A 22,813-nucleotide genomic window follows, 5' to 3' on the forward strand; every position below is an offset into this window, starting at 1 on the left:
AACCCGAGTCAGCCAAACGAACCCGAGTCAGCCAAACGAACCCGAGTCAGCCAAACGAACCCGAGTCAGCCAAACGAACCCGAGTCAGCCAAACGAACCCGAGTCAGCCAAACGAACCCGAGATCGGCTGCAAATCGGCAAAAGACCTGCGACCATCGGATGTCTCCGGTCCCCTCCTCCGGTACGCCGGGTTAGGGTTAGGGTTAGGGTGGGGGTTGCTTCAGACGACGTTCCCGACTCGAGAGCCGGGAACGAAGAACGTACAACCAAGAATGCAGAACCGGCGACCGCTGTCGCGGCCACCATCTCTGTCATTCATTCCCCGTCCTTCATTCTTCATTCACCGTTCTTCATTCCGCCCATCACCCGAAGCAACCCTCAACCTGGCCCTCCCCCGGCGTACCGAAGGAGGCGACTGGAATACCGCATGGCGTTCAGCTCACCTTGCTTCCGGCCGAGACCGCTTCGCTCGGGCTCAATACGATCACCTTCCCGGTCGCCGGGTCGTGCGCCGCCAGCAACATGCCCTGGCTCTCCAGGCCCATCATTTTTCGGGGCGCCAGGTTGGCCACGACGATGATCTGCTTGCCGACCATCTGTTCCGGCGAATAGTGCTGGCGAATGCCGGCCAGGATGGTCCGCTGCTCGGTGCCCAGGTCCACCTTCAGCACCAGCAGCTTGTCCCCCTTGGGGGCCGGGGCCGCTTCCAGCACCGTCGCCACGCGAAACTCGACCTTCACAAAGTCGTCAATGGTGATGGTCGGTGGCAGCGCCACCACACCCGCCGGCGAGTTAGCCGGCACCTGCCCCGGCGTAGCGGTGGCAGGGATGGACGTGGACGGCATGGGTTCATTCGACATCGCAAACACTCCTTCTGTATCGGACAGTATACCCGAACGTTGTTAGGAATAAAGTCGGAATAACGGAATACGGACAAAACGTGCTCAGCAGGGGTCGGCTGAGACCGGTTGACTGGCGCGAAACGCCCACGGCGACGCCGTCGACCCCACCGCACCGCGGTGAGCGTGCCAAGGGGAGCATGATCGTCAAGAACGGGGAAGCCGTCGAGGGGCAAACGACGGCAGGTGCCTTCGGTTGCTACGGGATTCGAGCAACCGTAAATTCCGGACTGGGGAAGCACTTCTGAGCAGGAGAGTCATGTCCCGTCATATCCATCACGTAGCGCTCCTTGTCATCCTGATCCTGTCCGCCCCGTGGTCGCTGGCCGCCGCGCCTTCGCCAGACAAGCCCAACATCCTGTTTATCCTGACCGACGACCAGGGGTATTCGTCGCTCGGCTGCTACGGCGGAAAGCTGGTGGCCACCCCGCATCTGGATCGGCTGGCAGCGGAAGGCGCGCGATTCACCGACGCCTACGCGACGCCTCAGTGCACGCCCACGCGGGCTTCCCTGCTGACAGGACAGTATTCCTCGCGGCACGGGATGTGGCACGTACTTCCGTGGTACGGATCGCCATGGGCACCGATCGCCGAGCCTCCGTTCGTCGAGTCACTGCCCCGAGAGACGGTCAATCTTGCCAAGCGGCTTAAGGCCGCGGACTACCGGACGGCGTGCATCGGCAAGTGGCACCTGACGAGCGGCGCTGACGGTAACGCCGCGTCGCTGTCGGCGACCGGTGCCGCCCACTTCGGCTTTGATGTTGTCGCCCCGCAGCCGAGGGGCAAGGGGGCCGAAGAGAAGGACAAATTCGTAGAATTCCTGACGGATCGATCGATTGCCTTCATCGAAAGCCCGAGCGATCGCCCCTGGTTCTGCCTGCTGACCCACCACACGGTCCACGGCAAGGTTTACGCGCCCGAAGCGCTGGTCGCCAAGTACCTGAAGGCGGGCGCTCCCGCCGACGGCCTTCACAATGCCACCTATCGCGCGGCCCTTGAGCACCTCGATACATCGGTCGGACGCCTGATGGCCGCGGTCGATCGGCAGGGGTCGCAGCGGCAGACGATGGTCGTTTTCATGAGCGACAACGGCGGGGTCTTCCAGGCACGAAAACTCCCGGCGGCGTCCGCCAGCGGGGAGCGCACACGACTGGCCATCGCCCGTGAGGAATACAGCAATACGCCGCTTCGCGCCGGCAAGGGCTCGCCGTACGAAGGGGGAATTCGTGTGCCGCTCATCATCCGCTGGCGCGGCGTCGCCGAGCCGGGCCTTACCGTCTCAACGCCGGTTCATGTGGTCGACATGATGCCAACGCTGTGCGCCGTGGCGGCCGCTGCGGCGGCGCCGGCAAACCATCCGCTTGACGGGGTCAACCTGCTGCCGCTCCTCAAGACCGGCGGGTCCATTGCGCCTCGCCCGCTTATGTTCTACATGCCGCTCTACGACCTACGCTGGGCGGCAACGCCTTGCGCCGCGGTCCGCGACGGCGACTTGAAGCTCATTGAATACTTCGGCGATTCCTTCGCCGACGACGGTACCTATCGCCCCGGCGCACGGCTCGAACTGTACGACCTGCGGAATGATCTCGGCGAACAGCATGACCTGTCGGCGGCACGACCCGATGACGTCAGCCGATTACAGAAAGTCCTGCGCGACCACCTGAAGTCTGTAAACGCGGTGATCCCGGGCCCCAACCCGAAGCACCAGCCCGCTAAGGAGTTTCAGGAAACGCGCGCCAAGCCGAATGACTGAGACTCGATCGAGCCGATCACGTCGTTTACCGAGCCGTTGCCACCGCTCATCGGTGGGATCTGAATGACCGTGTGGGATTCAGCACCTTGTGGTGCAGCCGGGACGGCTGCACCACAACGACGCCGATCACGACGCGGTGAACTTTCGAATGGGAATCAGTGGGGGGTGACCAATAGCGGAATCGGCATCCTGCAATTTCTATGAACCGCAGGCGTTCCACGCTCAGGAGAAATCTGAATGTCGAACCGCGCCCGCTTGCCTTGTTCCCTTCCCTTCGCACTGCTGTTTGCCCTGGTCACCCTGAATGCAGGGCCCGTCTCGGCAGCGGAACGGCCGAACTTTCTGCTGATCATCGCAGACGACCTGAACTGGCGCGACCTCGGTTACGAGGGGAACAAGGACGTCGTCACCCCGAACCTCGACAAGCTGCGGACCGAGGGGATGAAACTGAGCGGCATGTATACGCCCGCACCGACCTGCTCACCCTGTCGCCATGCGCTCTACACCGGTCTGTACAGCATGCGATCGGGGGCGTATCCGAACCACACGCGCGCGTACGACGGCACGAAGAGTGTTTTCACGCACCTGAAGGCCAACGGGTACAGGGTCGCGCTGCAGGGCAAGACGCACATCGGTCCGCCTGCCTCGTTTCCGTACGAATACATTGGCAAGAAGGGTGACGATGATTTCGACGCGAGCAAGAACTTCATCACCGCCGACGGCACCAAGCCATGGCTGCTGGTGTTCGCGTCGAACGATCCGCACAGCCCCTGGACCCGCGGCAACAAGGCCGACCTGGCGAAAATCTCCGTTCCGCCTTATCTGCACGACAATCAGGTCACCCGGACGTTGCTCGCCGACTATTACGGCGAAATCAACAAGCTCGACTGGCAGGTGGGCCGACTGTTGAAAGTGCTCGAGGAGGCCGGGCAATCGGACAACACACTGGTGATGTTCGTCAGCGAACAGGGGAGCAGTTTTCCCTACGGCGGCAAGTGGAGCCTTTACGACAACGGGATCAGGGTCTCGGGCCTGGTTCGCTGGCCGGGCAAGGTGAAGCCTGGGTCCTCCAGTACCGCGCTGATGCAATATGTTGACGTGCCGCCGACCTTCCTTGCCGCCGCGGGAATTGACCCGGCGAAGATCGACGTGGGCTGCCCCGATGCCAATGGCAAGACCGGTTTCGACGGGCGTAGTTTTCTCGACGTGTTGACGGGCAAGCGCGATTCGCTGCGCGACTACATCTACGCCCAGCACACGACGGTCGGAATCAACGGCTACAAGGAGCCGTATCCGATCCGGGCCGTCCGCGACGCCCGCTACAAGTACATTCGCAATCTTGCACCGGGCAATACCTATGAAATCGGCGGCATTCACAAGGGTGAGCCGATCGAGTCATGGAAGGCCGATGCCGCGACCCGCCCGGAACTTCAGGCGCGGATCGACTGGCTCTTCAAGCGGCCGGGGGAAGAACTCTACGACGTGCAGAACGACGAGTACGAAACGAAGAATCTCGCCGGCGATCCGGCAATGGCCGCCATCAAGACCAGGCTGTCGGCCGAGCTGGATGCGTGGATGGCGCAGCAGGGGGACAAAGGCATGGAAACCGAGAAAAAAGCGCCGAGCCGCCAGGGTGACAAGCGACAGGCGAAGGACCGCGACGCGCAGTAGGTGTTTGCGCGAGCCCCGGCGGGGCTGATCGTCCGCCCGTCACACCGCCCATCCGCCTGCCGTCGGCGTGACGGTGACCGGGTACGCTGATAGCGCACCGCCGTTGTACGCGTAGCCGCCGCCGTAACCCCAGAAGCCGAACCTCGGTACGAACCAGAAGACCGGTGTCTGGTCCTGCGCCGGCGCGGTCGCGGTCGAGCCTGCAACGGCCTTGGTGGCGTTGGCGATGTCCAGCGTGCCGCCGGTGACGGTTTGGCCGAGGATCGACGACTGCTGGTTTACGCCGGCGAGCAATTGGCTCTTGAGCTGCGCCGCCGTCAGCGACGGGTTCTGCGAGAGCATCAGCGCGAGTGTGCCGGCGACGTGGGGCGTTGCCATCGAGGTGCCGCTTTCGGTTTCGTACGTGCCGTCCAGGTAGGTGCTGTAGATGTCGTCGCCGGGGGCGGCGAGATCGACGGAGGTTTCGCCGTAGTTCGACCAGGAGGTCAGCGAACTGCCGCTGTTGCTGGCGGCGACGGAGATGATGTTCGACAGGTCGTAGGTGGCGGGGTAGCTGGCGTCCCAACTGCTGTCGTTATTCACGCCGTCGTTGCCGGCGGCATAGACCATGAGCATGCCCTTTTGCTCGGCGTAGACGAGGGCGCGGTAGAGCCCGTCGGTCGTGCCGCCCGATCCGCCGTAACTGTTGCTGGTGATCTTCACGCCGTTGTCGGCGGCGTAGCGAATGGCGGCGGCGATGTCGGCATCGCTGGCGCCGTCCTGGCCGTTGCCGAAAATCTTGAGCGCCATCAGGCTCGTCTTCCAGACCACGCCGGCGGTGCCGACGCCGTTGTTGCCGATCGCGCCGATCGTGCCGGCGGTGTGGGTGCCGTGGCCGTCGTCGTCCATGGGGTTGTTGTCGTTGTCGCCGAAATCCCAGCCGATGATGTCATCGACGTATTTGTCTCCCTTGTAGCTCTTGCCGTTGCGGCCGTCCTCCCAGCCGCCGCTGAGGTTGGCCTTCCACGGCCTGAGCAGATCGCCGGCGTCGATGTGGCCGTTGGCGTTACCGTCATGCACATAGGCGGCGTTGGCGGAATTGTTGAGGTCGTAGAAGGTGATAAGGCCGTCGGCGTCGGTATCGACGAGCTTCTTCTTGAGCGCCTTGGGGATCTCGGCCTGGTTGATCCAGACGTTGAGGTAGAGATCTTCGTGGGTGTAGTCGATGCCGGAATCGATGTGCCCGACGACCACCGCCGCGCTGCCCGTGCCGGCGTCCCACGCGGATTCGGCGTTCGAACCGGACAGACCCCATTGGTCGGCGTAGCCGGGGTCGTTGGGGACGGTGGACATCAGCGTGCGCTTCTCAAGTGTGTCGAAGCGGCAGTCACGTGAGAGCGACGGCGACAGCCGCTGTTGCCAGCGGCGGAAAGCGCGGAAGACCGGCAGGCGATCGAAGTGGTTTGAGAAGGTGGGCAGGCGCATGGTCATCCTCTGAAAGTCGGAGCGCACCGAGGGCATTGGCGCTCGCCGGGCAGGCGGTGGCGCGACGGAGCCGCAGTCGGGGCAATCGGGTGTTTGGGTTTACGGCCGCCGGTTTGGCGAGTGCCAACACGTCGCGGCAGGAGGCAGGTTCGTCGCCGTGGGGGCTAGAACAACATCCTTGCGATTAATCGGACACCCGAGCGGGGTAAGTTCTTCCCGGGAAATTGCCGGCGCGGGGAATTTCGGCGAGTGGCGGGTAGGAGCGAACGGCGGCGTTGAGTGTTACGTACGGACGGTCTTGAATGCGGTTTCAGATTCGGTCGAGTGTCGGGCCGGCTCGCGTACTAAATGCGGACTTACCACGGAGTTCATCTTGAAGCCTCTTGCCTCTCACCGAGATGATGAAACCTTGGTACGGTGCCAGGATTGAACGCCAAGCCGAGACGCCAAGAGTTGCCTTGCCTTGGATGGCGTCCTTGGCGACTCGGCGTCTTGGCGTTCATCACTTCTGTTTTCGGAGCAGGACACGGAGTTCACGGAGATGAAGACCGAGAAAGGACTTCTGCGGACTCTGGCGCGGCCACTGTGTATTGTGGGGTGGCCTCGGTCACGATCCGGCGCGGCCTCCGTGGCTTCTCCGTGTCCTCAGTGTTCTCCGTGGTGAGTCTTCATTTTTCGGGTTAGCGGTCGCACCGCAGGTGCACTCTTGCGAACGCAAGAAAGGCGTGCACTTTCCGTGCGACCGCTAACCGCTTCAGATTGGAGGCTTGGTCCAGCTCAGGGCTTTTCGGTGGGCGTCGGCGCGTTGGCCACCCACCTGACGGCGTTGCGGATGAGTCCGTCGAGGCCGGCGCTGCGTTCGGGGTGTGGGCTGATGCAGATGACCCGTCCCTTGCCGAAGTTCGCCTGGGCAGCGGCGGTGGTGCCCTTCATGACGCCGACGGGAGCGCCGTTCTTGGCAATCTCGGTTTCAAACGTCGCCAGGGGTTGGTAGGCGGGCAAGTCGGGCTTGTTATCGGGGGCCAGCAGGGGGCCCTGGGCATAGTCCACGGGAACGATCTCGTCCTTGACGCCGGCCAGTGATTTGCCGTCGGACGTCAGGCGGAGCTGGACGGTGCCGGTGCCGCGGGCCCAGTGCTTGGTGTCGACGACCTGGGCGTTGAGCAGGCCGATCGACCATTTGTAGTGCGTGGTGGCGAGGTATGCTCCGCCGCAGATGCCGACATACCCGCCGCCGTCCTGAACGAACTTTTTGATGATCTCGCGCCCTTCGGGCTGGAGGGTTTCGGCCTGCTTGGACCCGCTGCCGCCGGGTTGGACGAGGACGTCAAAATCCTTGAGTTTGCCGGCGCGGATATCCTGGGCGGTGACGAGCGTGTAGGTGAAGTCGCCGGAGCGGGAAAGGCATTTGCCGACATTATCCTTGTCGGTTCCGCCGGTATCACGATAGACGGCGACGCGCAGCACCTTACCGGCAGGCTGGGTCGAAGGGCGCGTTGCCGGCACATCGCCCGCGAGCACAAGGTGCGGAATGAAGGTGATCAGAGAAAGTGCACAGAGCATCAGACGGTCGATCGGCTTCATGGACGTCGACTCTATCAGCCCGACGCTCATGCGATCAAAAAGAAACGCGAAATGCGTCGCGGGCCTTGCGAGGTTCAATCCGGACACAGTGTGATTCATCGCCGCCGAGACGGGTAAGACGTCAGATTTACCGCGGCTGCTTGAACCTGGCGGCGAGTTGTTCGGTGTGACGGGCCAGGAGATTCAGGTCGCTGCCGACGGCGACGAATGTCGCGCCCAGGTCGAGCCAGTGGCGGGCGTCGGCCTCGAGCGGGGCGAGGATGCCGGCGGCCTTGCCGGACTGGTGGATCCGCACGATCGCCGACGCGATCGCCTGGCGGACCTCCGGATGGCTGATGTTGCCCAGATGACCCATCGACGCCGCCAGGTCGCTGGGGCCGATGAACAGGCCGTCCACGCCGGGGACGGCGGCGATCGCCTCCAGGTTGTTCAAAGCCTCCGTCGTTTCGAGTTGTAGCAACACGCACATGTTGTCGTTGGCATGCGAGAAGTAACGCTTGTCGCGGGCGTACTGGTTGGCCCGATGGATCGATGCCACGCCACGCACGCCGGCCGGAGGATAGCGCGTGGCGGCGACGGCGGCGGCGGCTTCGTCGGCGTTCTGAATGTAGGGAATCAACAGGTTCTGCACCCCGATGTCCAGGTAACGCTTGATAACCACGGTGTCGTTCCAGGGCGGTCGCAGCACTGCAACGGCGGTGCCGCCGGTCATCGCGTGGAGCTGCCCGATCACCGTGGTGACGTCGTTGGGCGCGTGTTCGGCGTCGATCAGCAGCCAGTCGAACCCCGCACCGGCGGTGACTTCCGTCGCGATCGGGTTGCACAGATTGGCCCACAGTCCGATCTGTACCCGTCCGGCGAGAATCGCGTGCTTGAAGGGGTTTACGGGGATGGATTCGTTCATGCGATCGCTCCTGGGTGCTGTTAACCTACTTGGCGACGCGGATCGTCTTGATGATCTGCGTCAGGACGGGAAGCGAGCTTTCCGCATTCTGCGGCGCGTGCGCGAAGTTGACCGCGACGATGCCCTTTGGCGTTGAAATGAGGTTCACGCCCATGGCGTAGACCAGGTTCCCCGCCATGAACTGCCCGACATAGCCGGTGGCGTCGACGCCGTCGATCTTCATCGGCTTGCCGGCTTCGAACTGGGATTGCAGGCCCATCTGCTGCATGGCGGCGACGAGCGCCCGCATGACGCGATTGGGGTCGCGCTCGCCGTCGAACCGGATGATCTCCACGCCGGCGAGCAACTGGTTGTCGATCGCGTTGAAATCGAAGCCGGGGAGCAGCTGCCGCTTGTTGTTCACCAGCGCGGCCTGGTTGGGGAGGTTGGGCGGAACGGCGAGCGATACGATGCCGTTGCCGTCGCTGACGATGGCCCAGCCCTGTGGGACCACCCGCTCGGGTGGCTGGCCGCCGTTGTTGACCACCGGGCCGCCACCCTTCTTGACCCAGAAGATGTTCATCTCCAGGCCGAGCGGGCGGGCCATGATGATTCCCTTATCCGGGACGAAGAACAGCGGCCCCATCAGTGCGCCTTCCGGCCGGTTGCCGGAGGTGCCCAATTGCATGTGGAACGACGGTAGGCCCTCCAGCGTGACAAAGAGCATCCCGCGGCGGACGGCCGGTTTGCCGTCCGGGCCGGGCATGGTGAGTTCAACCGAATAGGCGAGCGGCCCCTTCGTCGGCCGGACGACCATCGAACCGATCTGCTGCGGGGGCTCGGTGGGGATGGTCCAGTCGAAGGTGCCGACGAGCATCTCCGACTTGAACTGCCGGAAGTTCTGTTTCGACGCGACAATGTTGGGGTCTACCTCCACCTTGAACGGGAAGCGGGTGCGGGCCATGGCACCGGTCATGGTCTCGGCGGTGAGGATGCTCTCGTAGTCGCCGGCGGGGAGCAGATCGATATGGAAGATGAGCCCCTTGCCGTAGTTGATCGCGCCGCGGGTCACCATGGAGACAGTTCCGTCGTCCTTGATGAACGGGAACCGCGGCATGATTTTAGTCTGCTCGCCGGGCTCCAGTGCCGCCCGGCGGACGCCTTGCGGTGACTCGATAAAGACGATCACCTGCTCGACGACCATGCCGGTGAAACCGCTTTTGAGAATGCCGCGCACTGGCGCTTCACCCAGCGCGGGGTCCTGCACCATGACCGGCACGACGAAGTCGCCGAGCTCGCCGAGCCCGGAGTTGTCGAGCATGACTTCGACGGTGTCGTGGCCGTCGGTCATCATGGCGCGGAGTCCGTACTGAAACTGCCGGACGCGGTTATGTCCGTCCTTGAACTGGGGGAGGATAATGTCATCTTCCTGGCCGAACTTCTTGTGAGAGTCCTCCATTTTTTCCAGGAAGTTCTCATCGACGACGACGGTCGACATGATCGCCCGCACGCCACCGGCCTCGCGGACGGCCGTCATGTCCTTGATCCATACGATGCTGTTGCCCTCGATCTCGATCGCGAGCCGGGTCCCGGAGACGGCCTGTAGCGACGGTACCGGCTTGTCGTCGCTGCTGACCAGCTCGACTTTCTTAAACACCGGCGGCTGGTTGTTCCTGGCCTGCTCGGGGTAGAGCGCCTTAATGAGCTTTGGCCAGCTGCTGCCCTGGTAGAACTTCAGCTTCTCGTAGTCGGGGTCGTACGCGCCCTGGATGACCGGGGCGTAGATCGCGACGCCGTTGCTCTGCCAGTGTCGCGTGCTGTTGGCGCTGGTGATGACGTAGCGGTCCATGACCGCGACGAGGTCCTTAAACTCTGCCTCGGCGGGGAACTCGGAGAACGTGCCGCGGCACTTCTTGAGCACGTCCAGCATGTCGACGCTTTGCAGCGCAAACACGCCCATTCGGAAGTCGTCGCGGCTCTGGTTGTACTGCTCGGCGTGAAAAATGCTTTTCGCGAACGACGACCACTGCTTCGGCAGCACGGTCACCAGCTTGTCGCAGACCGCGTTCAGTTTGGTATTGACCTCGGGGAACAGCGTCAGGTCGACCGCAGATAGCGTGGTGGTGGATTTTGAACTGGTTTTATAGAACTTGTCGAACTCGGTGACGATCTCGGAGGCGATGCGACGGCCGCCGAAGGTGCCGCGTGAAAATGCCTCCAGCACCTTGTCGTACGGCACACCCTGGCCGGGCTCGACATCCTGGCTGGCGATCATGATGTCGGCCAGGCCGTACATCTCGGCGGCGACTTCGAGCTGGGCCATCAGGCACATGTCGAAGATGAAAACGTCCCACTTCTTCAGCCCGGCGGCCTTCATGCCGTCGCTGAGGCCCTGGCGGAATCCCGGGAGGGTCATGCCGAAGATCCTGCGGTCGGGGGCACCGGCGTTGTCGTCGCTGTGGAGGCTCTGCCAGCCGCCACCGTGATTCCAGGCGATGCTGGCGTACTGCTTGGCGGGATAGGTTTTGAGGGTCCACTCGGTGAACGCGGCCAGGAGCCGGGGGTCGGTCATGTCGAGGATGCCGAACTCTTTGAGCACTTCGGAGTCGAGTGCTTCGGTCTTGTTTTTCCTGACGCGGTAGAGTCGCGACTTGCGCTCCTGGCCCTTTCGGTCTTTGCCGACGGGGCGGTCGTAGAGCGCGATCATCTCGACGCCGTCGCCGATCCCGCGTTCTGCCATCTCCAGGTTGTAGACGCCGTTGGCGTCGAGATTGCTGTCTCCGTTGAGGTACAGCACGATCAGCCACTCACGCTTCGGGTCGGCCTGTAGGGTGACGGGGGCTTTGAAGAACGCGATCGCGGCGTCGTGGGTGGGGCTCTGGATAGGCGGCGGCGGGGCCGGGCGGCTGGTGGGGTAGGTCGGCTGCGGGAACGACTGCTGCGGTGCGGGAGCCGGACCTGTCGCAGGCAGCGGGACGTCAAGTTTCAATTCGTAGGTACTGCTGCCGCTGCGGAGCGTCAGCAGTTGCTTCTCGAGCGTGGCTGTGAACTCAAACGTCGAGGTACCCGCCTTGAACATCCCCTTCAGACCGCCGGCATCCTCCCGGGCCGAGACGGGATATTCCTTTCCCTTGACCGTAAGCCGTCCCGTGTACCCGCCGCCACCAGCGGTGAGTTGCAGCGTGACGTCCGCGTTGAGGTAAGTGCCGGAAAAGTCGGCGGCATGCACGCTGGCGGCAGATGCCAAAATGACTAGGACACAAGACAACCTGAAGGCATGCATAGTGCTCCCGCTTAAAGTGGACCGGTTTTGTTGCGCCCGGCGCAAGGAACCATAATCGGTCGCCCATGCAACTGCCACGAACTTTTGCATTGGTGAACGCGAAAACACCCACGGACGACTGTCCGTGGGTGTTTCGTGATCGTCACTGATCGATTCTGCGAAGGGGGTCTCAACCGGGGCTCGGCATCGCGCCGAAACCGGGCGTGACGTCGGGGGCCGACGGCGTCGGGCCGGGCTGGATCACTGTACCGCTGCGGCTCTGCTGATCGAGCAGGTCGCTGATCGTCGGCTTGTTCAGGTTGTCGCCACGCATGATGCGGTCGACGTCCGACGCGTCCAGCGTTTCGTACTTGACCAGAGCCTTGGCCATCGCATCGACGCGGTCCTTGTGGGTGGTCAGCAGTTGTCGGGCTTCCTCGTAAAGGAAGTCGATCAGCTTCTTGACCTCTTCGTCGATCGTCTTGGCCGTCTCGTCGGAGTACGCCTTGCCTTCGCCGAAGCCGCCGAACATGTTGGGCTTGCTGTCGTCATCGCCGTAGAAGACGAAGCCGAGGCGGTCGTTCATGCCCCACTCGGTGACCATCTTGCGGGCCAGCCCGGTGACCTGGCGGATGTCGCTCATCACGCCGGTGTTCACGTCGCCGCAGAACATCTCCTCGGCGATGCGTCCGCCGAACAGTACCTTCATGGTGGCCAGGCACCACTTCTTGCTGTAGTTGGAACGGTCCTTCTCCGGCAGGCTCATCGTCGCGCCGCCGTAGTTGCCACGCGGGATGACCGTCACCTTGTGGATCGGGTCGCTGTCGGGGCGCAACACCCACTGGATCACCGCATGACCGGCTTCATGGTAGGCGGTGGCGAGTTTTTCCTTTTCGTCGATCACGCGGCTCTTCCTGGCCCGGCCGAAGCGAACCTTGTCGCGGGCCTCTTCCATGTCGTCCTGCTCGATGAACTCCTTGCCCGCCAGCGTCGCACCCAGCGCCGACTCGTTGATGATCGCCGCCAGGTCGGCACCGCTGAAACCGGGTGTAGCCTTGGCGAGCTTCATCAGGTCTACGTTGGGTCCGAGCTTTACCTTCCGGCTGTGGACCTTCAGGATTTCCATACGGCCCTTGATGTCGGGCAGCGGGACATAAATCTGCCGGTCGAACCGGCCCGGGCGGGTAAGAGCCGGGTCGAGCACGTCCACGCGATTGGTGGCGGCGCACACGATGACCTGCTCGTTAGTCTCAAAGCCGTCCATCTCGACGAGGATCGCGTTGAGCGTCTGTTCGCGTTCGTCGTGACCGCCGGACGAGAACCCCGAGCCGCGGCGACGGCCGACGGCATCGATTTCGTCCAGGAACACGATACACGGGCTGTTGTCCTTGGCCTGCTTGAACAGGTCGCGGACACGGCTGGCACCGACGCCGACGAACATCTCGACGAAATCGGAACCCGAGATCGAGAAGAACGGCACATCGGCTTCGCCGGCGATCGCCTTGGCGAGCAGCGTTTTACCGGTGCCCGGTTCGCCGACCAGCAGCACGCCACGCGGAATGCGCCCGCCCAGCCGCTGGAACTTCTTGGGGTTCTTCAGGAACTCGACGATTTCCATCACCTCGTCCTTGGCTTCTTCGACGCCGGCGACGTCTTCGAAGGTGACGTGAGTGTGTTCCTTGCTGGTAATGCGGGCCTTGCTCTTGCCGAAGTTGCCGAGCATGTTCGCGCCGCCGGCCGATCGAATCTGCCGGAAGACGAAGAACCAGATGAAGCCGAAGATCAGCAGCCAGGGGATGAACGGCAGCAGGAAGTTCAGCCAGAAGCTGTCGCGGTTATCGACTTCAATACGGGTGGTGGTCTTGGCGTTGAGCAGTTCGCCGAACCCGCGCTGGGCCATGTAACCGGTCGGGAACTCGGCGCGGAACTCGCTGACCGGGACGGCCTGCCCGTCAACGGTCAGGGTCGTCTTTTCCTTGAGCTTGCCGGAGACCTCGTCGCTTTCGACCTTCAGGACGGCAACCTTGTCGGCATTGAAAGCGTTCCAGAAGTCGCCGGTGGCGATCTTGACCTGGCTGCGGTTGCCGCTCTTGACGAGCATCACCAGCAGCACGGCCAGACCGATAAACAGGAGCCAGCCCACCAGCCCACTGCGGTACTTCAGATTGCCGTTGCCCGGACCCGGTCGGCCGGGCTTGCGGTTGGGGCGGTCGGGTTTTTGTTCAGCCATAGGTTTCTTTCCTGGCGAGGGGTCCTTCCTCGCAGCGGTGCTAGCAGGCGTTCTCGAGACTTTTTGAAGACTGGGGTGTACCGCCGGTGTAACCGGCGCGGCACCATCGATCATACGTCCGCCAGCATGATACGGTTGGGACTGGGGGGTTTTCTATCCCTCGCGTCCGCCAACACTGGTGAAATCTCTGAACCCGATAGTCCATCGGCCCGATGCCGTCCGGGCCTTTGCCGAAACGGCGGCGGTCATGCAGTCGCAAGCGGCAGTCACCACGCGGCTTGCAGCTCCTGAACGATCGCCAGGGCCAGCCGCTCCATGTTTTGCTGTTGTCCGGTGAACTGCCCTTCGCCGAGCGTCGGGTAGTAGGGTGCCGCTTGCTCGAAATCCTTGCGTTCGACCAGAATCTTGCCCGTCCGCAGGTCTTTCCAGACGAAACTCACCCGAACGGTATACAGCTGTTCCTGGGGCGTCACGGCACCGGGGGCCTCGCTGAGCGTCCGCAGGCGAACCCGCGTGATCTCGCCTTCCAGAAGGGTGTCGGCCTGCTCCCGCGGCGCGATTCGGTAGGGGCTTTGCGCTTCCAGTTGCTGACTGACCGCCTCGGTCAGGTTGAACTCCACGTTCCGGTAAAAGGTCTTATTGGTGAAGATCGGGACGGCGACTGACTTCACGTCGCCACGGTAAAGACTCTTCCATTGATAGCCGGCCGGCGCATTCTGGGCGGAACCTGACTGCTGGTAACCGCAGCCGGCGCCCGCGAACACACACGCCAGGCCGGCCCACACCAGCACCATGGTCCCGGCGGCCGGGCGAATACCGAGTGCCCGTGGCGACGCCATGGTGACCATAGACTGGCTTCGGGTGCTTCGCAGGGTCTGGTTCGGGTGACAGAGGGTCATTCGCCGCGGCTCTTTCTGAGACGGGTTCAACACGCAACTACTTCTTGGGCTGAAGCTCGGCCGGCTTTTCCGGTCCGATGGGACGAGTCGCCGCCGTCGGCACTCGGATGGCCTCGGCCTGATCGACGGCGACCTGCGGCAACCGTTTGAGTTCGCTCCGGGCCTGGTCGGCCTCGGGAAGCAGCGGATACGTTGAGATCAGTGTCAGCAGGGTGTACGCAGCGGCCTTGGGCTTGCTCGTCCGCCGGTAGAAGTCTGCGGTGCCGAGCATCTTGCGGGCAAGGGTCGTGTTGATCGTGTCGATGAACTTCTGGACGTTGGCCTGCTGCGCCAGCTCGGGGTATCGGGTTTTGACATCCTCGAACTGGGCTCGCGCGTCGATCAGTGGCGTGGCGTCATGCCGGCTGCCGCGGAACTGCGCGAACGACGCCAACGCCCGCTGCAGCCGAACCCGTCCGATTTCAGGACTCCGGGGGTAGCTGCGCCCGTAGGCGCCGTAGGCATCGGCGGCCAATTCCCATTCGGACTTGCTGAAGTAGAAATCCGCCGACCGCAGCAGCGACCGTTCCGCCAATGGCGAGCCCGGCGACCGCTCCTGAATGCGGAAGAGCATGTCGATCGCTTCCTCGTCCACCGAGAAGATCGGAATCCCCAGCAGCTTTCGCTTGCGACCCTTCAGGTACTCGTCGGCGATCAGGTACTGCTTCTCCAGCGCCGGATAGAAGAACCGGCTTTCGGGGTAGTAATCCAGCAGCTCGTCGAGGTGGTAGAACGCGGTGATGCGCTCGTCGTCCTGGTAGTAGGCCTCGGCGAGCAGGAACAGCCCGCGGTCGCGATCGGGCGCCAGGCGGTTCTCTGGCGCCTTGATCCATTGCAACGCCAATTCCAGCGCCGGACCGTGCTGATTGCTGCCGAGCAACTGTTCGACCTTGTCCAGCGTCACGTTCGCGACCGGCTGAGAGGTCGGCTGCTGAACTTCGTTCCAACGGCCGCGACCGCTGAAATCCCATGTCTTGGCAGACTTGGTGTCGGCGGCCGTGGGACTGGCGCTCCACGCCAGGACCGAGAGCAGGCAGGTTAAAAGGCAGGCGTTCCGTCGCATGGCGGTGAATGATAAAGGTGGCGAAGGGTTTTGTCATTTCTCCGCGGTCATTTGTCATTTGCACCGGGGGCACGCCGCCGCTCGAGGGTGTGGCTTGAAATGACAGGGGGTCTTCCATAGTCTCTCCCGCCCGCCTTCACTGCGGAAACCGTTCATTGCGCATGCCAATCTGATAGGAGTTTGCTCATGTTTCCCCTCGCCGACCGGATGTCCCTCATTGCCGATTCGATCACGCTGGCCGTCAGTGCCAAGGCGGGAGCGATGAAGAAAGCGGGCATTGATGTCGTCGGCTTTGGAGCGGGCGAGCCCGACTTCGACACCCCGGCGTTCATCAAGGAAGCTGCCAAGGCCGCCCTCGACAAGGGGCAAACCAAGTACACCCCCACGCCGTGCTTCCCCGAACTGAAAGCCGCGATCGCCGACAAGTTCGTCAAGGAAAATGGCCTGGCATATAAGCCCGAGAACATCACCGTCGGTGCCGGCGGCAAGCATTGCCTGTACATGGCGTTCATGGCGGTCCTCAATCCCGGCGACGAGGTGTTGATTCCGTCGCCATACTGGGTGAGCTACCCGGAACAGGTGAAGCTTGCCGGCGGCGTACCCAAGATCGTCCGTGGCGAAGAAGCCAACGGCTTCAAGATCACCCCGCAGCAGTTCGAAGCGGCGATCACGCCGAAAACCCGCGTGTTCGTCATCAATAGCCCGAGCAATCCCGCCGGCCACGCATACACGGCCGAAGAACTGAAGGCGCTCGCCGACGTCGTTGCGAAGCACCCGCAGGTTGTCGTCTTCTCCGACGAGATCTACGAGAAGCTCCTGTACGGCGGTTTGAAGTTCGCCAGCTTCGCGACGCTCAACCCGGTGCTGTTCGACCGGACTCTGACGTTCAATTGTCATAGCAAGAGCTTCGCGATGACCGGCTGGCGGGTGGGGTACATCGGCGGGCCGAAGTTTGTGATCGACGCGATCAATAAGCTGCAAAGCCAGATGAACAGCCACATCACCAGCTTCACGCAGATCCCGGCCGCGATCGCGCTGACCGACCCCCAAGCGGCGGTGACGGTCGAGCAGATGCGCCAGGAGTTCGAGAAGCGCGGCCAGCACATGTGGAAGCGGCTGAGCGAGTTGCCGAAGGTGACGTGCGTCCGGCCGCAGGGAGCGTTCTACTGCTTCCCCAACGTCAGCGCGTACTTCGGGAAGACAGCGGGCACGGCAAAAATCACCGACGCCGTTAGCTTCGCCGCGGCGCTGCTGGAGCAAAGCCACGTCGCCGTCGTCCCCGGCAATGACAGCGGTTTCGAGACCCACGTGCGGCTGAGTTTTGCGACCAGCATGGCGCAGATCGACAAGGGTTTGGATCGGATTGCGGAGTTCTTGAAGAAGCTGGGATAGTCGGGACGAAGTCCCGGTATCGTACAGCGAAGGGTGATCCTGAACGCCCACCGCGTTGCGGTGGGGTCCATGGCCGCGCCGTGGGTGTCCGAGTAGAAACAACTCTCCAACTTTCACCTACCCAACGCCCGTAAGATTCGCTACCGTTCGGACATCTGTCCGCAGACATTTGCACCGGTTTCTGAGGGTATCGCCATGCATGCACGACTCCTGATTGCGGCTTTTGCCGCATTTGCGTTCTGTTTCGTCGCCAAACCTGCCGCCGCACAGACGGTGCTCGTGGAAGCCGAAAGCTTTCAGGACCATGGCGGATGGTCATTGGACACGCAGTTTATTCATATCATGGGCTCGCCATATCTTCTGGCGCACGGCCTTGGCCAGCCGGTGAAGGACGCGACGACGACCGTCGTGTTCCCCGAGACGGGCAAATACAACGTTTTCGTCCGCACCAAGGACTGGGTCGCCCGCTGGAAGGCCCAAGGCGCGCCCGGCAAGTTCCAACTGCTCGTTGGCGGCAAGGCGCTCGACAAGACCTTCGGCGTTGAAGGTGCCGACTGGCACTGGCAGGCCGGCGGGGCGGTGGACATTACCAAGGCCGAGACGACCGTCGCACTGAAAGACCTCACTGGGTTCGCCGGTCGGTGTGATGCCATCGTCTTCTCGAAGGACGCCAAGCTCACCCCGCCGAACGACGGCACGCTCGCTGCCTGGCGGAAGAAGACGCGCGGCCTCCCTGAGAACCCGAAGGACGTCGGTCCGTTCGATCTCGTCGTCGTCGGCGGCGGTTATGGCGGTCTGGGCACGGCGATCTCGGCCGCCCGCATGGGCTGCAAGGTGGCGTTCATCCAGAACCGCCCGGTGCTGGGTGGTAACGGCTCATCGGAGATCCGCGTCTGGTCGATGGGCGGCACGACGCTCGGCAAATATCCCAAGCTCGGCGAAATCGTCGAAGAGTTCGCCGACCGGGCCAAGGCCTCGCCCGGCACCGAAGAAGAGTTCGGCGACGACCGCAAAGACCTCATCGTCCGCGCCGAGAAGAACATCTCCCTGTTCCTGAACACCCACGCCAACGGCGTCGAGATGGACGGCAAGTCGATCAAGGCGGTCAAGGCGTTCAACACGATGACCGGCGAGGAACTGCGCTTCACCGGCAAGCTCTTTGCCGATACGACGGGCCACGGCGACATCGCCGCGCTGGCCGGTGCCGAGTTCGACATGCTCGAACATGGTCACATGGGCATGAGCAACATGTGGCGGTGGAGCGAAGGGGACAAGCCGACCGCGTTCCCCGAAACACCCTGGGCTCTGCCGCTGGAGATGAAAGACTTCCCGTATCCCAATCGCGGCAAGGCCGAGTGGTTCTGGGAGAGCGGCTTCTACCGCCACCCGTTGACGGACCTGGAATACATCCGCGACTGGAACTTCCGTGCAGCCTACGGCGCGTTCAACGCGATGAAGAACGGCGGCGGCAAGGACAAGCACCCCAATGCAAAGCTCGAATGGATGGCCTACATTGGTGGCAACCGCGAATCGCGGCTGATCAAAGGGGACGTCATTCTTTCGCGCGAAGACATCGTCAGCAAGAAAGACTTCCCCGATGGCTTCGTCCCCACCACCTGGGATATTGACCTGCACGAACCCAAGGAACAGTACGCCGCCAAGTTCCCCGAAGACCCGTTCATCTCCAAGGCGATCTTCGGCAAGGGCGTTGATCGGCAGAACGGCTATCCGGTTCCCTATCGCTGCTTCTACTCCAAGGACATTCCCAACCTGTTCATGGCCGGCCGGCACATCAGCGTTAACCATGAGGCCCTGGGCACGATTCGCGTGATGCGAACGATCGGCATGATGGGCGAGATCGTCGGCAAGGCGGCGAGCATCTGTATCAAGAACAACTGCCTGCCGCGCGACGTCTACGCACAGTACCTCGACGAGCTCAAGGAACTGGCGAACATGCCCGGCGTCGCCCGCCGCGAGAAGGTCGGCGATCCGGTCAACCCGACCGCCGCGCTTCCGTACGACCAGAATACGACTGGTGGCCGGGCCAAGCCGCACCGCCGAAGCGAGGCGACCGGCGAAGGCATCGATCCCAAGAAGCTTCCGGGCCTGGTGATCGATGACAGCGCCGCCAAGGTGACCGGCGAGTGGAGCAGCGGGGCGGGCCTGCCCGGCTTTGTCGGCACGGCTTACCGCTACACCTCCGGCGGCAAAGGCAAATCGGCACAGTTCAACTTCAAGGTCGCCGCCGATGGCAAGTATGAGGTCCGCTTCCTGCACTCGGCTCACGAAAACCGTGCCGACAAGGTGACGATCAAGATCGTCTCCGCCGACGGCGAGAAGTCGGTCGTCACCAACCAGAAGGTCAAGGGCACGCTCGACAACGGCTTCATCACGCTCGGGACGTACCAGTTCAATGCGGCCACTGAGGGCTCGGTCATCGTGTTGACCGACGGCGCGACCGGCAACGTGTCGATCGACGCGGTGCAGGTACTGCCGGCGAAGTAGTGAGTCGATCGAAGTAATCCCCCCAACCCTCCTGCGGAGTACCGGAGGAGGGGGCCAACTTATGCCGCAACTGAAGGTGATCCAGCCAAGCGAGCCGCCAACCCGGGCCGGTCCGCCGGCCGGATCACCTTCTTCGCGCGCAGCGGTCGGATCCCGATGGAAGCCCTGGGCGACCCGCCTGTATCGCCTGGCGGTGATCGTCGCGATCGTCTGGCTGGTACACGATCTGCGATCTGCCGTGCAACGACGCAACGGCATACCCATCAAGGTCGAAGAGGTCCGGCCGTTTCTCAATGCCGCCGCGAGTCTCGAACGCGACGACTCTCCCCGAAGCGGGCAGTACGTGCTCGATGCGGCGGGAAGCCGCGTCGGCTACGCACTTCGCACCAGTCCGGTGACCGACAAGATCACCGGCTACGTCGGCCCGACCGATACGCTCGTCGTTCTCGACCCCCAATGGAAAGTCGTCGGCCTGCGAATCCGCAGCAGCCAGGACACGAAGGAACACGTCGGCGATGTCGCCAACGACGAGTACTTCATGACCTACTGGAACGGCAAATCCTGGGACGAGGTCGCGAAGATCTCGCCGAAGGAAATGCGCGTCGAGGGGACGTCAGGCGCATCGCTGACCAGCCTGGCGATCGCCGAAGGGCTGCACCTGCGGTTCAAGAAGGCATCGGCCGAGATGAGCACGGCGCCGCAAGTTCCTTCCTTGTCGTGGGACAACGCGACACCTGCATCCGTCTGGCAGACTGGGACGGCGGCGATCGCGTCGATTCACTGGCGTTGGGATGACCTGGGGCTGGTGCTTGTCATCCTCGTGTCGCTCGCGTTCGCGTTCACGCCCCTGAAGAGCGTGCCCTGGGCGCGGCGGGTCTTCCAAGTCGTGTTGATCGGCTATTTCGGATTGATGAACGGGCAGATCCTGGCCCAGTCGCTGCTGTCGGGGTGGATGGCGTCGGCGATTCCCTGGCGGGTGGCGCCGGGGCTGATACTGCTCGCCGCGGCGGCGCTGGTCATTCCCTGGGCGACCCGCCGACAGGTCTACTGTTCGCACATCTGTCCCCACGGAGCGGCGCAGGAGCTTGCCGGTCGGCTTTCGAAGACAAAGCTGCACCTTCCGAAGAGCCTGGACCGCAGTCTCCGCTGGCTCCCGGCACTGCTGATCGTGGCCGTGCTCTTCGTCACCATGCTCGGCCTGCCGTTCGAGCTGGCGGGAATCGAACCCTTTGACGCCTACCTGATCAAGACCGCCGGCGTCGCGACGATTGCCGTCGCGATTGCCGGCCTGATCGCGGCGGTGTTCGTGCCGATGGCCTACTGCAAGTACGGGTGCCCGACGGGAATGGTCCTGAACTTCGTCCGCTCACACGGCAAGGCCGATCACTTCGGTCGGCGCGACCTGGCGGCGGGGCTGATGGTGCTGTTCGTCGTCGGCGTCTACATCAAGCACGACCAGATCGATCTTGCAATCCGCGGCGAGCCGCCGGTCTTCAAGCAGCCTTCGACCAACATCAAGGGGATGGAAAAGACATAGCTGCGCTATCATGTCGCAATGGCAACGCAACCCATCCATACGCGCCGCTGGAACGATCCGCCGGCCGCGGCCGACGAGGGCACACGAATCCTCGTCACCCGCTACCGCCCCCGTGGCGTCGCCAAGGCCGATGAGACATGGGATGAATGGGATCCCGCCCTGGGCCCAAGCAAGGAACTCCACGCCGCCGCCTACGGCAAGGGGATGCTGGCGATTCCCTGGGAAACCTATCGCACACTCTATCTGCGAGAAATGCGGCTCCAGAAGGACCGGATTGCGGCGCTGGCGAAACGCGTTGCGGCGGGGGAGACGCTGACGCTGATCTGCTCGTCCGCCTGCGACCGGGAAAGCCGGTGCCATCGATCGCTGCTGCGCGAGTTGATCGAGAAGGCACTGACCCCGCCCGATCCGACAGATTAGCGGTCGCACCGCAGGTGCACTCTTCTCGTCGGGTGCAGGGGAAAGAAAACAGTGCACCTGCGGTGCGACCGCTAATCAGGAACCCTTCCTCAGGAACATCACTGCGGAAAGAGCGTCGGCCCGGCGTCCTGATAGCCTTCGCCGCTCAGCGCCTCCATGAACGCGACGAGTGCATCGACTTCCGAACTGCTGAGATTCAGCGGCTTCATTTTCGGGCTCAGGTGCGGATTGGGTTGGCCGCCCTTGCTGTAGAAATCGACCACTTCCCTGAGTGTCTTGTGTGACCCATCGTGCATGTATGGAGCGCGGCTGGCGATTTCGCGCAGCGTCGGGGTTTTGAACGCACCGCGATCCTCGGTCCTTCTGCTGACCACGGAACGGCCTTCGTCTTTGAACGTCTTGGCCTGTTCGTCCCAGCCGACGCCGAGGTTGTGGAACTGCGAATCCGTAAAGTTCTGCCCGAGATGGCACTGGTTGCATGCAGCCTTCCCGAAGAAGAAAAGCTGGTGGCCGAGTTTCACCTGGTCATTAACGGCGTTTGCATCGCCCGCTTGCCAGCGGTCCCACGGGCTGTTGCCGCTGAGCCGCGTGCGCTCGTAGTCGGCGATCGCCCGGGCGATGCGCTCCTTGCTGATCGCGGCGTCGCCGAAGGCCTGACTGAAATACGGGGCGTACGCCTTGATACCCGAGATCGTGGCGATCATCGCTTCGTGCGAATTGCCCATCTCGATTGGGTTGGTCACCGGGCCCAGCGCCTGTTCTTCCAACGAACCGGCCCGGCCGTCCCAGAAGAAGTTTGGGAATATGGTCCACGCCAGGTTGAGGATCGGCGGCGCTTTGCGAGTTCCCTTCTGGCCGCGTGATCCGGTGGATACGGGTGTCGGCTCCGAGAAGCCGTTCGCCGGTCGGTGACAGGTGGCACAGGAAATGGTGCCATCAGCGCTCAGCCGTTTGTCGAAGAAAAGCCAGCGACCCAGTCGCACGGTTTCGGGCGTCGGCGGGATCGAAAGCTCGTCGAACGAACGGTCGATTCCCAGCGGCGGCCGGGGCAACGGGCTGAGGGGATTGTCGGCATCCAGTGCCGAGACCGGCCCGGATGCCTGCTCGCGCTTCGACAGTTCCTGCCGATGGGCAAACACGCCGCCGGCCCAAAGGCCTGCACCGAGCAGTCCGAACAACAGGAGGATTGCGACAGAACGGAGGGTCATCTCG

General features: G+C 63.0%; 15 protein-coding genes. 6 read left to right on the plus strand and 9 right to left on the minus strand.

The features are described from left to right. Nucleotides 1-434: 434 nt before the first annotated feature. Nucleotides 435-860 (minus strand): methionine--tRNA ligase subunit beta, encoded by a 426-nt coding sequence (gene metG / locus IPV69_RS03235; RefSeq protein WP_206293473.1) that lies wholly within the window; start codon nt 858-860, stop codon nt 435-437. A 298-nt stretch (nt 861-1,158) separates the two neighbouring features. Here metG and IPV69_RS03240 point away from each other — a divergent pair, with 298 nt between their 5' ends. After that, complete coding sequence (locus IPV69_RS03240; RefSeq protein WP_206293474.1) at nt 1,159-2,652, plus strand: sulfatase; 1,494 nt, start codon at nt 1,159-1,161, stop codon at nt 2,650-2,652. Between the two features lie 237 nt (nt 2,653-2,889). Beyond that, the gene (locus tag IPV69_RS03245; RefSeq protein WP_206293475.1) at nt 2,890-4,323 is read left to right on the plus strand and encodes a sulfatase family protein; all 1,434 of its coding nucleotides are present in this window, start codon (nt 2,890-2,892) and stop codon (nt 4,321-4,323) included. A 39-nt stretch (nt 4,324-4,362) separates the two neighbouring features. On the opposite strand, the gene IPV69_RS03250 is transcribed toward IPV69_RS03245, so the two are convergent. From IPV69_RS03250 to bamD, 7 genes are all read right to left on the minus strand, one after another. After that, nucleotides 4,363-5,787 (minus strand): S8 family peptidase, encoded by a 1,425-nt coding sequence (locus IPV69_RS03250; RefSeq protein ID WP_206293476.1) that lies wholly within the window; start codon nt 5,785-5,787, stop codon nt 4,363-4,365. A 777-nt stretch (nt 5,788-6,564) separates the two neighbouring features. Beyond that, a complete protein-coding gene (locus IPV69_RS03255; protein WP_206293477.1) occupies nt 6,565-7,371 on the minus strand; it encodes a BPL-N domain-containing protein in 807 nt (268 codons plus the stop codon). A gap of 127 nt (nt 7,372-7,498) precedes the next feature. Further along, the gene (locus IPV69_RS03260) at nt 7,499-8,275 is read right to left on the minus strand and encodes an aldolase/citrate lyase family protein (protein WP_206293478.1); all 777 of its coding nucleotides are present in this window, start codon (nt 8,273-8,275) and stop codon (nt 7,499-7,501) included. A gap of 25 nt (nt 8,276-8,300) precedes the next feature. Next, the gene (locus IPV69_RS03265) at nt 8,301-11,501 is read right to left on the minus strand and encodes a clostripain-related cysteine peptidase (protein WP_206293479.1); all 3,201 of its coding nucleotides are present in this window, start codon (nt 11,499-11,501) and stop codon (nt 8,301-8,303) included. Nucleotides 11,502-11,706: 205 nt separating this feature from the next. Continuing rightward, on the minus strand, nt 11,707-13,746 hold the full coding sequence (gene ftsH, locus IPV69_RS03270) for an ATP-dependent zinc metalloprotease FtsH (RefSeq protein WP_206293480.1): 2,040 nt from the start codon (nt 13,744-13,746) through the stop codon (nt 11,707-11,709). Nucleotides 13,747-14,012: 266 nt separating this feature from the next. After that, nucleotides 14,013-14,594 (minus strand): LPS assembly lipoprotein LptE, encoded by a 582-nt coding sequence (gene lptE, locus IPV69_RS03275; RefSeq protein ID WP_206293481.1) that lies wholly within the window; start codon nt 14,592-14,594, stop codon nt 14,013-14,015. A gap of 88 nt (nt 14,595-14,682) precedes the next feature. Continuing rightward, complete coding sequence (gene bamD, locus IPV69_RS03280) at nt 14,683-15,747, minus strand: outer membrane protein assembly factor BamD (protein WP_206293482.1); 1,065 nt, start codon at nt 15,745-15,747, stop codon at nt 14,683-14,685. 186 nt (nt 15,748-15,933) lie between these two features. Here bamD and IPV69_RS03285 point away from each other — a divergent pair, with 186 nt between their 5' ends. From IPV69_RS03285 to IPV69_RS03300, 4 genes are all read left to right on the plus strand, one after another. After that, a complete protein-coding gene (locus IPV69_RS03285; RefSeq protein ID WP_206293483.1) occupies nt 15,934-17,139 on the plus strand; it encodes a pyridoxal phosphate-dependent aminotransferase in 1,206 nt (401 codons plus the stop codon). 195 nt (nt 17,140-17,334) lie between these two features. After that, nucleotides 17,335-19,644 (plus strand): FAD-dependent oxidoreductase, encoded by a 2,310-nt coding sequence (locus IPV69_RS03290; RefSeq protein ID WP_206293484.1) that lies wholly within the window; start codon nt 17,335-17,337, stop codon nt 19,642-19,644. A 61-nt stretch (nt 19,645-19,705) separates the two neighbouring features. Beyond that, complete coding sequence (locus tag IPV69_RS03295; RefSeq protein WP_206293485.1) at nt 19,706-21,181, plus strand: 4Fe-4S binding protein; 1,476 nt, start codon at nt 19,706-19,708, stop codon at nt 21,179-21,181. 18 nt (nt 21,182-21,199) lie between these two features. Next, complete coding sequence (locus tag IPV69_RS03300; protein WP_206293486.1) at nt 21,200-21,601, plus strand: DUF488 domain-containing protein; 402 nt, start codon at nt 21,200-21,202, stop codon at nt 21,599-21,601. 98 nt (nt 21,602-21,699) lie between these two features. Here IPV69_RS03300 and IPV69_RS03305 read toward each other — a convergent pair whose 3' ends face one another. Beyond that, nucleotides 21,700-22,809, minus strand: coding sequence for a cytochrome-c peroxidase (locus tag IPV69_RS03305; RefSeq protein WP_206293487.1), 1,110 nt, complete (start codon nt 22,807-22,809; stop codon nt 21,700-21,702). Nucleotides 22,810-22,813: the final 4 nt, after the last annotated feature.

It is taken from the genome of Humisphaera borealis, from assembly GCF_015169395.1.
Taxonomy (GTDB): domain Bacteria; phylum Planctomycetota; class Phycisphaerae; order Tepidisphaerales; family Tepidisphaeraceae; genus Humisphaera; species Humisphaera borealis.

Excerpts from the sequence above, each read along its gene's own strand:
- IPV69_RS03290 (WP_206293484.1), top strand. The coding sequence starts at position 17,335 with ATGCATGCACGACTCCTGATTGCGGCTTTTGCCGCATTTGCGTTCTGT.
- IPV69_RS03240 (WP_206293474.1), top strand. The coding sequence starts at position 1,159 with ATGTCCCGTCATATCCATCACGTAGCGCTCCTTGTCATCCTGATCCTG.
- IPV69_RS03295 (WP_206293485.1), top strand. The coding sequence starts at position 19,706 with ATGCCGCAACTGAAGGTGATCCAGCCAAGCGAGCCGCCAACCCGGGCC.
- bamD (WP_206293482.1), bottom strand. The coding sequence starts at position 15,747 with ATGCGACGGAACGCCTGCCTTTTAACCTGCCTGCTCTCGGTCCTGGCG.
- IPV69_RS03305 (WP_206293487.1), bottom strand. The coding sequence starts at position 22,809 with ATGACCCTCCGTTCTGTCGCAATCCTCCTGTTGTTCGGACTGCTCGGT.
- IPV69_RS03285 (WP_206293483.1), top strand. The coding sequence starts at position 15,934 with ATGTTTCCCCTCGCCGACCGGATGTCCCTCATTGCCGATTCGATCACG.
- IPV69_RS03250 (WP_206293476.1), bottom strand. The coding sequence starts at position 5,787 with ATGCGCCTGCCCACCTTCTCAAACCACTTCGATCGCCTGCCGGTCTTC.
- ftsH (WP_206293480.1), bottom strand. The coding sequence starts at position 13,746 with ATGGCTGAACAAAAACCCGACCGCCCCAACCGCAAGCCCGGCCGACCG.
- lptE (WP_206293481.1), bottom strand. The coding sequence starts at position 14,594 with ATGGTCACCATGGCGTCGCCACGGGCACTCGGTATTCGCCCGGCCGCC.
- IPV69_RS03260 (WP_206293478.1), bottom strand. The coding sequence starts at position 8,275 with ATGAACGAATCCATCCCCGTAAACCCCTTCAAGCACGCGATTCTCGCC.
- IPV69_RS03245 (WP_206293475.1), top strand. The coding sequence starts at position 2,890 with ATGTCGAACCGCGCCCGCTTGCCTTGTTCCCTTCCCTTCGCACTGCTG.
- IPV69_RS03300 (WP_206293486.1), top strand. The coding sequence starts at position 21,200 with ATGGCAACGCAACCCATCCATACGCGCCGCTGGAACGATCCGCCGGCC.
- metG (WP_206293473.1), bottom strand. The coding sequence starts at position 860 with ATGTCGAATGAACCCATGCCGTCCACGTCCATCCCTGCCACCGCTACG.
- IPV69_RS03255 (WP_206293477.1), bottom strand. The coding sequence starts at position 7,371 with ATGAAGCCGATCGACCGTCTGATGCTCTGTGCACTTTCTCTGATCACC.